Here is an 11,133-nt window from a genome sequence, read left to right as displayed (position 1 = left end):
CTATTCCACCTAGCAAGCCCTTCACCCTACGGATGTCAGTCAACAACCACTAGCAAAAAGCCCTGATAGATTTTTTCTCCTATCAGGGCTTTTTTTCGAGGGCTTTTCTCTAGTGGGCTAAATGTTATAAGCCGTTTTTCTATTTGTCATTAGTGTCAATTAGTTCAAAAATTAATTCTGTCAAAGTCGTAACGTCACTTTCAATAGTTCCTTTCATATATCGCTCGTAAACACTTTTGTTGTCGGGCGGGTTGAGATTTAGTGTCAATCCTTTTTCTAATGCCAACAGTCGTAAAAATTCTCTTTGTGTGCGACCATTTCCTTCTCTGAATGGGTGTAAATAGTTGACGTTATCTAAAATTTCCACCAATTTCTCGGCAAGCAGTCTTTTATTGTTTTTGGGAATTTTCTTGAACTCACTAATTAATTGGTTTATGTATCTTAAAGCGTTATCAAAGTGTGAAGTAGGGAAGAACTGCTTACCGTCTTTGCTAATTTCAACTGTCCGCTTTTTGCCTGCCCAAATGTAAATGTCTTGAAATAACTGTCTGTGAATTTCAAAAAGGCTTTCAATACCTTTTATTTTTAATGGGTTATCGTAAAGTTCTTGAAGTCGTTTTGTTACCACACCACTTTCAACAAAGAGCAATACATCGGGGTCTGTTATGTCTTGTAAATTTCTTAAAAGTCCTGTCTTGGGGTCAGTGTAAGTGAAGTCAGGGTCTATGTATTTGTAGGAATTAGACATACGCTTTTTGTTTGGCAAATGCCACAAGTTCTGTTAGTGATATTTTTCCTGTCACATAGTCCCTTATGATTTCAATTCCTTTTGGTGTCGGTTTAAACCCCTCAAACATATTACTCCCCAATGCGTTTGCTGTACTTTCTAGGGTTTTCAAGTCCGTAAACTTAACTCCCATTATGGTTAGATTAGTTCTGTCAATTTCTATTGTGTTGAACATATTTTCAGTCTTAAATCCTTTTCAAATTTACAAAATATTTAGGTCAAATCATTTGTTTTCTGTCGTCCTAAAATTTTGACTAACGCAAAGAAAATCGCTTAATTTGAGCTGATTTCGAGGCCTAAATCCTGATTAGTCAGACCGAATTTATCGATTTGCTTTTTAATTCTCTTAACTAAGCCCAACTTTCTTTTCTGATCTAAGTAAAGGTATCCCTCTGGGTTTATATAGGGTACACCTTTCACTACCATATTCCATATAATCACTGCAAGCTTCCTTGCTGTGGCACTGATGGCTGAAACTCTCCCTTTTCTAAAGCTTATCCTTTGGAAAAAGTCCCTCAAGGGTGTTGAGTCTTTCAAGTTCCCGATGGCATTGGCAGCATTCCTTAGAGCTATTTTAAGTCTGTTGCTTCCTTTTGGTACTTTGCTAGATAGAACTTTTCCACCACTGACTTTATTATTGGGAGCTAGCCTCAGCCATGATGCAAAATGCTTGGCTGTTTTGAATTTCCTGATCCCCTCAATTCCTACTTCACTCATCAATGTCAAAACTGAAGAAAAGCTCATCCCCTCAATGGCCAGCAAGTCCGTACCTTCAAACATCTGATAGGCTTTTAGATTTAGATCGATGTCTTTTGGAGTATTCTTATTGACTCTTTTATGAGGCTTTGATTCTAGATAGTGCTCTCTTTTATTATCATCTGAGTCGATGATTTCATTCAGCTTTTTCTCTATTTCTTTATCACATTCCTCAACCTTCATTCGAAGGTGATCATAAGTATCCAGCTCCTGCTTCAGGGCAAAATGGTAATCCTTCCTTCCATTACTCTGTAAGGCAGCTGCTATCTCTTCCTCACTCTTTCTGCAATTCCCATGTCGGAGTGAAGCCAGCTTCTTTGGATCTGTTTCGCCCTCACAGATTGCTCTGATGATCAGCAGTCCAGTAAGCCCACATATATCATTTACAACTACATCCAATCGGAAGTTTAATAGCCTTAGATATTTCTGCATTTTCTTTGATGCTGCAGCAGCTGAATGAAGTAAATTTGATCTGTGTCTGAAGTAAGTCCTTAACTCCTCTGTCTGTCCATCAGGCAAAAAACTTCCAGTTAATAACCCCAATGTATGTAGTTTTTGGATCCCTGCCTGACGGCAGGCAGGCACTGACAGTCCATGACATCACTCTTTTTTCCTTTGATATTCTTGGTGAACTTACCATTACAAAGTATCAGATGGAATCCCCTTGAAAGCAAGACTGCATAGAGATTTTGCCAATAGGTCCCTGTACTTTCCATTGCTATAGTCCTCACTTTCTTTTCCTTCAACCAATCTGCCATAGCAAACAAATCCTGGTTGAATACCCCAAATTCCCGAACATCATGCTCGGTTTGACCTACTGCTACCCAGTGGGAGCGACTGCCGACATCACATGCGAAGCATTCATCGACACCAATTAAAAATATCACTAGGAGATAATTCCCGCAGCCTGCGGATTGACGACTTCCATGGAGATAGATTCTTGTTCCATTTGATTAAGAATTGATAGATCTCTCAGGGGATGTGCTTTTGGCTAGAAAATATTCTGAACGGGGTATCTGGCTTTTTAAAGACAAATCCGCCACTGAAATCATCGCAAGCATCCCAACCAGAATGACGCCCGTGCTCTTCGATTACTCGAGGGCAACATTTCTTAAATCGGCCTTGCTGAGAGGCTATTAATTTACAAAAAATCTTGCCATGATGCTGTCCTGCGTTAGCTTACGAAATCAACTTTTTAAAAGTAGGGGGAATGCCCTATAACGTGATTCAGCTTGGAGACGGCGGGCATTCGGAACACTTTCCTTCCAGCCTACTCCAAACTTCTTAAAGGTACTAAACTTTCAATTTACTCGGAACCGCCCGCTGTATCCAAGGTGATGTTATAGCACGTTTATTTTTCATTTATCAATAACTTCAAACGAGTTGAAGAATTGATCTCCCATTCTTTTATAAACTTCTTCATTTTCTTTTTCTATTGGATATCTAAATCTTAGCCAAAAGGAAGTGTTTTTTCCTAGTAGTAATTTGTCTAAAACTATTTCATTTCCTAAGGTATCTTGGCTATAGGACTCAAAAATTGCTTTAAGGTGAGGTAAATTTCCATTTACAATTATGTCTGATAGCCCTCCTGCATGAAGGATATTAACAAAATAATTTTCAATGGTTAGAGTATCATTACTGTAAAATTCCATATCAACTATCCAAAACTTAACATCATATTTATCAAGTAGATAACCATTATATTTTTCATCGTCAATAGAAACTACTAGGATCTTAGGTTTCTCTGGGAAATATACTTCAATATTTTCTGTCTCTTGAAAGATTGGAAAGTCAATGGATTTGTTCAACATTGAATCAATCTTGTATTCCCAATAATTCTGCTTAGGCTTTATGAGGCTATGATTTGTTTCTCGATCATATATTTTTTGATATTGCTTGTCTCTTTGGATTCTGTCTTGCAAATATTGATAGGCTTCGGAATAGGTAAGGCTTTTTCCTTTGATAGATTGGTTGATCTCTTTTGCAAAAAAATGAGCAAGTTTTAAATGATATGCTTCGTGTCTGATCAAGTAATCGCTTACATGATGTTTATGAATAAATGAATTAAATCGATCAACAATTACAGTCACCTTTACCTCTGGTTTTTCATATATTCTATACTTGTAAGAAATTCTTGCAGCCGCTTTTCCTTCATAAAATGGAGGTCTGCATAAAAAATCGCTTTCATCAAGAGTTGACTCTTCATTCCAAACTTTGTACTGTTCAGGGTTAGATTCTTTCTTGGAAACTTCCAAAAAGTAACAGACTATCAGAATTGCCGAAAAAATAATAATGCCAATTAACCTATAAACCTTTACCATAAAGACAATTTAAAAACCTTTGATAAAATCAGATTTATAAGAGATAAGGCAAATTCTGCCAAGAAAACTATAAATACAGATAAAATAATTAAGTTTGAATAGCTCCCTATCTGATAAAATTTGTTAACCAAATTCAAACTGATTCCAATCAAAAGAAAAATAAATAAGACTGTGATTAGATTGTGAATCATCCTTCCCAATATTCGATTTCTCCTTTTGTGCTCCAAAAGATAAAACCTATGTTTAAGAAGAATCGGACCTAAAATAACCAAACTGAGAACAATATATTTTGAATCAAACAAACTTAGGCTCCTGAATAAAAAAGCAAGCGACAATAACATCAAGGCAGCAAACAAAGAAGAAAGAATTTCTCTATATGAAAATGACCTTAAAAACTCTTTCATTTGAATTTAACCTTTATATGGTTCATTGATCTAATGTGCTATAACGTTTCGCGGCTTTGCGAAGAAGCGGATTTCGGAGCACTAAACTGTCAAAATACCACAAAAGTTGATGCGAGGTAGAATGTTCAATAAACCACTGAACCCGCTTTTTTGCAAAACCGCTGTTATGCCTTCGCCCTTCTTTCTCAGTCGTTGATTGTCTGTCCAGTGTCGTGTCGATGTGCGATGGCTTGTTAGCTCTTTTGCAGTTTTTTACTTGGTTTTGTGTGGTTGGAAAAACTGCAAATGTGCTAACAAATGCTTTGGCGCTATTAGCTCTCATTTTTGTCTCTTTGATTAGAAAACCATTCATCCCAAAATTTAAAACGATTTTTTTCATTCATTTCTGTCCACACGAAATACTTCCTCGTTCTTTGAACATGAAAATCTTTGTCAAGACTTTCATTCAAAGGGTTTTTCTTTTTGAACAACTCTACAAACCATACAATTTCATATCCCTCCTTATCAACTAATTTTTCCAAAACATCTTTGTCAACCAAAACTAATTCCTGACTGTCCCGATATGCTCCGTCAGATTTTTTATGATTGAATGCAAGTGTTTTACCATTCGCATCTTTCAATTCACTTCCTAAAAGCTCATAACAGTCAATTAACTCTCTGACTTTCTTTGACGGCAAACGAATATAACTCTCACCATTGATGTCGTTTTGTGTGATTTCGGTTATTGTGTGATGTAAATATTTTTCATCGTCAGATATTCCGTCATAAAATGTTTCTTCTGTTTCATCTTCCTCTATCCATGTCATCCAAACAATGTCAGTTGGATTGCAATAAGTGTCTGTCCTTGGCGATGAATGGAAACCGTCCATGTGAGATATGAAATGCAATGAATCTGGATTGCTCTGAATAATTTTTATCAAAGATGGTAAATCTTCCTTTTTAATCAGGCATGCAACTGAATAAAAGTAGGAATAGCAAAACTGTTTTGAGTCATGTAAACTTGTGTCATTGTATAGTGCTAACCACTTTCTGTTTGGTTCATCAATTTGAAAATCGGTAGAATCAAAGCTTAACCACTTTTCTAAATCAAAAACAGGTTCCTCGTTTACCCAATTGGTAATACTTTGATTTATTTCAATTCCTGTTTCCAATTCTTTTGAGAGAACCTCTTTTATTATCCACTCTTTTTTTATTTTGAGCTTTTCAATTTCTTTATCTAAGTCAAGAACTGACTCTGCCGGATTCGGAACATCTGTAATTTGTGAGTAGTCAGAAACAAATTCCCTATTGCCTGACCATCTCTTTGCAGGAATATAGTCTGATAAATAACCTTGAATGTAATGAACAGCAAGCCAAGTATATTTTTCTTCATAGGTAAATACTTTGCTCTTGCTTCCGTGAGAGGCTTGTGTGTGCCAATTCCCCTCTACCCTTGTTAATCCAAGATTTCTTATGTAAGCAATGCCAACAGCCATTCCCCAGTTGCTTGCAAATAAATCATCGTCTTTGTATGCTTTCCTGTATTCATTTAATAGTGCTTTGGCTTCAGTGCAATCATTGTCTTTTAATCCATCACCTAATGAAGATGGATATTCTAAAAAATCATCGTATGCTTTTCCGATTACATACCATGCTAAATCATGAACGATTGGATAACATTCTCCTTGACCAGTTGTAGTTAAATTCCTTTCAAGAGGAAGAAGTGTAATTGTTTGCATTGGTCTTGGTCTGCATTTTTCAACTTCATCATTAGAAATTACACCATATTGAAATGCCCTCTCCACAATTGCTCGGAAACCTTGTCTGACAATTATATTTCGGTGAATATCAAGATGGTTAAAAATGTTTTCAATTGACCACAATGCCAATTCCTTTATTCTCTCCTTGTCTTTTAATCTACTTGCAACTCCCAACATTATTGAAGCTAAATCTTCTTGAATTTGCGGGTCGTTGCAGCTAAATATTTTTTTCAGTAGAAGTAAAAATTCTGATGGGCTTTTTATTGCCCAACCAGCTAATGAAACTCTTAAATCATTTCTTAGCTCTTGGTCAATAGTTGAAAGTCCCCACGCAAAAACCAATGGTCTTTCGTTGTGTAAATACCATTCAAATAGAATTGGTTTACCAACTCCCAATTCCCTGAAAACAACTTTGCTTGATTCATATTGATAACGATGTCTTTCAAGTTCACTAAGTTTTCCTGTTTCGTGCATATCCAAACCTGACCACATTTTATCTCTTTCAAAAACAGAAAGGTTCAACAATGTTTGGTGCAAATATTCTGCTCCGAAAACTGAATCCGATGAATAACTTGAAGGAAGAATTAAATATTCAAGCACATAAGAAAGGTTTGTATAACCACCATTAAATAGTCCGTCAATTTTAGCTTTGAAATTTTTCGCTACCGAACCTGGTGCTTTGCTTATTGCTGTTAGTTGATATTTTTTTATTTCCCACTCGTCAAAACCTTCGGTTAGAAAATTATTTTCTCCAATTAATTTACCTGATTCAATCAGTGAATTGTTTATTATGTTTTGAATTATTTTCTCGTTAGGACTAATTTCAAAAGGGCTAAATGAATCCTTTGGATTAAAGTCCAATGGTCGCATCATTACCTCATGTAAAAATTGAGGAATTCTATTCAGTGAACCGCTTTTAATATCATGGTAGATTCTTTCAGAAATAATATGCTCAATCAAGGATTGATATGTAATGCTGTAATAGTATTTTCTTTTTGTAAGAACTCCATCATTGTCCGTCCTCTCAAACCTTATTAGAAAAGCATTGTCAGCTAAATAGTCAAGCAAAGAATCTATCTCGGAACCGTCAAGATAGCTTTTTAAAACGGGGGAAATTAAATCAACCATTTGGTTGTGCTCAGCTTCATGATTCTTGTAAAAGAATTTTGCAATGATTTCTAAGGAATCCATTATCGGATTTCTTGTTGCTCCTTTTTTACCTTGCAATTTTGAAATGAACTCCTCATTTAGTCGGTCAATTTTTAGGTTAATTAAACCTCTTGTTGCTGTAACGATTTTATCAGTTGCATTTATAGACCTGTTTTTATATTCTTCGCAAAACAGTCTCAATGCAAGCAAGCTGTCAAGCCCTCTGATAAGCGAAGGAGAAGAAAGTTGAATGTTATAGTGGTCTTTGCTGAAATAATGAGGTGCAACCTCATCAATAGCCACATCTCCTTCTCTTGATAAAAAGACATCTTCAAAGATTCCTCTTTGCGGAACTTTTTCACTGTTGTAAAAATATCGTCTGGCACTAAAAACAAATCGCACTCGTGGATATTCAACTGTCAGTTGTTCGCATTCCCTAATTCGTGCATACCACTCTTTTTCATTTTCAATTTCTTCTTCAAGACCGTCAATACAAACTATTGCCTTTGTAATTTCACTATCATATTCTTCACCTGCTTTTAAAGTAGTTGCTTTTTGAACATCGTTTTTAGTTGCAAGTGTTTCAAGTGCAGAAAGAATTTCGTCTTTTCTCCAATTAGTAATTCCCAATGACTTTGAAAGAATTTCTGTCCAATCGTTAAATGGAGTTCCCTTCGCTTGAATGATTATTGCAGGTGAGTTTGCAGCTAAATGAATCTCAACGCAATTAGAAAGTCCATGAGTTTTTCCAGTGCCTGGTTCACCTATTACCAACCTGATTTTTTGATTAAAGCTAAAGGCAAAGTGCTGAATATATTGCGGCAAATCATACTTGTGAATGTTATCCAAACTTGAAATAAGTTTTGGAAGAATATTCTTTTGGATATTGTTCGCATTTAGTTTTTCAAGTTTCAATTTCGTTTTCCATAAATCAACTTCTGAAAAAATCACCGGCTTATAAAAGTCATTTCCTGTTTTTACAGCCGTGGCTATTTTTTGCAATTCTTCTAAAAACTTAATTAAATTCTCTTTGATAATATTAAGCTCATCAGTTATTTCAACCGTTGTGTTGGTTGGGATGAAATGTTCTATTTGATTTATACAAAATTTCAAATCTGAAATTGCTTGTGTTGCTTGGCTGAACAACTCCTTGCGGTATTGAATAGAGAAACAAAGTTTCTGATATTCCTCGTGAATTATTCCCTGTCCATGTAACTCTGGAATATATCTTTCATGTAACCAACCTTTCTTTTGCAAAGCAAAATGTTTTGATAAATAGTCAAGTGATATGACTTCTTTGTCAAACCAAAATTTGTGAACACCTTCGTTATTTGCTTGTTGTAATTCAGTAAGAATTTCGTTGTCAAACCACCAAGTCAATTTCAAATCAGGGTAAGCTGAATAAATTTCGTCAATCAAAGCATTGATTTTATTTTCCTCGTGATTGGTTGTTGGTTTATTTCCTCTCCCAATTTTCAACGAACTAACATCATGTGGAATGCAGATAATATACTCTTTGATTTGAGTCCGAAGTTTTTTTGCAGTTAGGATTGAGTTTCTTATTTGTTTGATTTCACTGTCGTCAAGACTTTGCTGAAACCATTTTGCTTGGACGGCTACAATGTCTCCTGAACTTAATTGACCGTATGCTTCAATGCCTCCATCACCCCCTGCACCATTAATAACTCTAAATTTAATTAGGTCAGTCTTGTAAGTCCGTTTAAGAAACCTTTCAAAAAGTTGATTACATAATGTCTCAAAAGCATTTTGTGGGCTGTCTCCGTATGTAATAAATTTAGTCCAGTTCATTATTTGTGTTTGCTTTTGTCGCTATATTAATATTCTAGAAAAGTTTTTGTGCGTTGGGGCAAAAGCAAATGTGCTGCATCGTGTCGGTTTTGAGCATTGGGTTGCAGCTCTTTTGATTTTGCAGAAGCGTTGGCAATTTGTCTTTCATTTGTCTTTTCGTTTATTGTCGGTCGTGGTGTCTATTAGGGTGAGGCATAACGGTCGGCAGCTAAGAAACGTGGGGCATTTCGGAGCGATTACCTGTCCAACGTAACTAAAGTTAGTTCGGGGTGTAAACTTTTCATATACCACTGACCGCCCCATGTTTTCTTAGGTGCTGTTAGCTGCTGGGCTTTTTTCTTTTCAAATAATCTTTAAGTTTTTCTTCCAATTCTTTAATGTCATTTGAAGAATATCCAATTGTACCACCTTTATCAATTTTCCAAGCTTGGTATTCATATTTTTTTCCGTTAACTTCAATTTTCGAAGTACTTGCTCGACCAAAGCACAAGTCTACAGTGTCATTTCTGTCTTGAAGGCTTAACCCTGATTTTGTAAACATCTCCGTTTTGGGTAAGTCCGTATTAATTCTGTTTGAGGTCAATAGAATTCCATTATCTGGAATTTCTTTTTCATAGTTCCATGTAAAAAAGTTCACAGGTAATTCTCCTGAGTTTTTTACATCATAGATTGTAACCACAAACTCAAATTCTCTTTTGTCGGAAATGATGTAAGTCTTGGTTCTTTCTTGCCAAGCAAATCCAAATGATATGATGGTTAAAGTTCCAATTTCGATTAGGAATAATCTCGAATAACTTTTGATTTTCCTTTGTCCTAAATAATCAAACCCAAGTCCTAAAAATGCAATTGGAAGAAGATAAAATTGTAAAAGATAACCGAAACCCATTGGTCCTGGAAAAATTGCACCATAAGCGGAAAGTCCAATAAGAATTCCGCAAGTTATATTTAATGGTGTCGGTTTATATTTCATCGTGTCATTGGGTTGCAGCTAACGATTAGCAGTTGAGCTTCTTTCTCTATATAATTCAATTAGATAATTAATACAAGTACCAGTCATGTAAATTGAATAGGTTGCTAAGCTGTCGGGAACGACAATTTTCTTTGGTCCTTGTCCATGTCCGCTATTCTTATTCCGAATTGTCGGTATACCTGCTTCAAGAGTTGTTCTTAATGCAGAAAATTGACTTTGAAGAGATTTTGGTATCAGTTCGTTCTCTAGGCATTTTTGAATCAATTTACTGGCTGTGTCTCTTTCATCATAACCCCATCCCATTTCGTGAATGATTATTTTCATGGTCGATTCGAAAGATTTCAAACTATCATTCAAAGCTTCTTTGTTTCTTCTATGCCTTAAGTGGTCTAAAGCTGATAGAAACTCTTCATTCGCATTTATGAACAAACGTTCATTAGTTAGTTGGATGACTTGATTCAATATGTCCTTGTGGAGAAGTTTATTGTCCACTCTCACCATTCGACCCTTAGTGAACTCAAAACCAAAGTCATTTTCACGAAATCTTTCGTTTAGCTCTTTTACAATTTCTTCTGGACTGTAAGTTATTCTCTGATTGACGAATTCAGGAATCTTGGAAATTGCCCTGAATACAATTTCAATAACGTCAAAAGATTTCTCTAAAGACTCTAGATTTTCAAAGTAGTTTTGACATCGGTAGTATTCTTTATTCCTAAACCAGTCGTCTTTAAGAAGGGTATGCTTTCCGTGTTCATCACAGATAACGGTATTTATCTGGCCCCAAAGTTTTTCTGATGTTTCTTCATCATACTGATTGAAAAATTTCTTCCATGTCCTAATTATTTGAACACGCAATTTCTCATCAATCCTGTCATAGACAAGTTGGTCTGGAGCTTTTTTATTTCGCTTTGAATAAATATCTCTCATATCTGTCTTTTTGCCTTGCAGCTAACGGTTGAGGCTATGGCGAAGGTGGCGACTTGACCCACAAAACTTCATCAGTAGCTTCTGGCTTCAAAGCTAGCACAAATTTTCATTCGGAGCTCTGCACTCGCCACTTTTGCCAAGCCTCTGTTGAACTGACACCCTACGGGTGAGCGATTTACCTAAATTCTGCTTATTTTTAGTTATATCAAAATCTTTCATCATGAAAACTCAAAAAAAACACGCTGGGCACCGTAGCCCTCAATGATTCTGC

General features: G+C 35.8%; 8 protein-coding genes. All 8 read right to left on the bottom strand.

What is annotated here, in order from left to right; genetic code table 11:
- Positions 1-139 precede the first annotated feature (139 nt).
- On the bottom strand, positions 140-748 hold the full coding sequence (locus MM214_RS18480) for a Fic/DOC family protein (protein WP_241297660.1): 609 nt from the start codon (positions 746-748) through the stop codon (positions 140-142).
- Complete coding sequence (locus MM214_RS18475; RefSeq protein ID WP_241297659.1) at positions 741-962, bottom strand: antitoxin VbhA family protein; 222 nt, start codon at positions 960-962, stop codon at positions 741-743. Before MM214_RS18475 ends, MM214_RS18480 begins: the two co-directional genes overlap by 8 nt.
- 98 nt (positions 963-1,060) lie before the next feature.
- Entirely contained in the window at positions 1,061-2,086 is a 1,026-nt protein-coding gene (locus MM214_RS18470) for a transposase (RefSeq protein ID WP_241297658.1), read from the bottom strand.
- Positions 2,074-2,430, bottom strand: a complete 357-nt coding sequence (locus MM214_RS18465; RefSeq protein WP_241297657.1) for an IS110 family transposase — start codon at positions 2,428-2,430, stop codon at positions 2,074-2,076. Before MM214_RS18465 ends, MM214_RS18470 begins: the two co-directional genes overlap by 13 nt.
- Positions 2,431-2,901: 471 nt before the next feature.
- Positions 2,902-3,864: a hypothetical protein gene (locus tag MM214_RS18460; protein ID WP_241297656.1), complete on the bottom strand. Its 963-nt coding sequence runs from the start codon at positions 3,862-3,864 to the stop codon at positions 2,902-2,904.
- Positions 3,865-4,579: 715 nt separating this feature from the next.
- Positions 4,580-8,965 carry an NACHT domain-containing protein gene (locus tag MM214_RS18455; RefSeq protein WP_241297655.1) on the bottom strand — a complete coding sequence of 1,462 codons (4,386 nt, stop codon included), beginning with the start codon at positions 8,963-8,965 and terminating at the stop codon, positions 4,580-4,582.
- A gap of 319 nt (positions 8,966-9,284) precedes the next feature.
- Positions 9,285-9,935 (bottom strand): hypothetical protein, encoded by a 651-nt coding sequence (locus MM214_RS18450; RefSeq protein ID WP_241297654.1) that lies wholly within the window; start codon positions 9,933-9,935, stop codon positions 9,285-9,287.
- A gap of 18 nt (positions 9,936-9,953) precedes the next feature.
- Complete coding sequence (locus MM214_RS18445; RefSeq protein WP_241297653.1) at positions 9,954-10,862, bottom strand: STM4504/CBY_0614 family protein; 909 nt, start codon at positions 10,860-10,862, stop codon at positions 9,954-9,956.
- Positions 10,863-11,133: the final 271 nt, after the last annotated feature.

It is taken from the genome of Belliella kenyensis, from assembly GCF_022549675.1.
Classification (GTDB): Bacteria; Bacteroidota; Bacteroidia; order Cytophagales; family Cyclobacteriaceae; genus Belliella; species Belliella kenyensis.
This window is presented reverse-complemented; position numbering and strand designations above follow the sequence as displayed.

What these genes read in the sequence shown, in the direction of transcription:
- MM214_RS18450 (WP_241297654.1), bottom strand. Translation starts at nt 9,935, where the DNA reads ATGAAATATAAACCGACACCATTAAATATAACTTGCGGAATTCTTATT.
- MM214_RS18480 (WP_241297660.1), bottom strand. Translation starts at nt 748, where the DNA reads ATGTCTAATTCCTACAAATACATAGACCCTGACTTCACTTACACTGAC.
- MM214_RS18455 (WP_241297655.1), bottom strand. Translation starts at nt 8,965, where the DNA reads ATGAACTGGACTAAATTTATTACATACGGAGACAGCCCACAAAATGCT.
- MM214_RS18460 (WP_241297656.1), bottom strand. Translation starts at nt 3,864, where the DNA reads ATGGTAAAGGTTTATAGGTTAATTGGCATTATTATTTTTTCGGCAATT.
- MM214_RS18445 (WP_241297653.1), bottom strand. Translation starts at nt 10,862, where the DNA reads ATGAGAGATATTTATTCAAAGCGAAATAAAAAAGCTCCAGACCAACTT.
- MM214_RS18475 (WP_241297659.1), bottom strand. Translation starts at nt 962, where the DNA reads ATGTTCAACACAATAGAAATTGACAGAACTAATCTAACCATAATGGGA.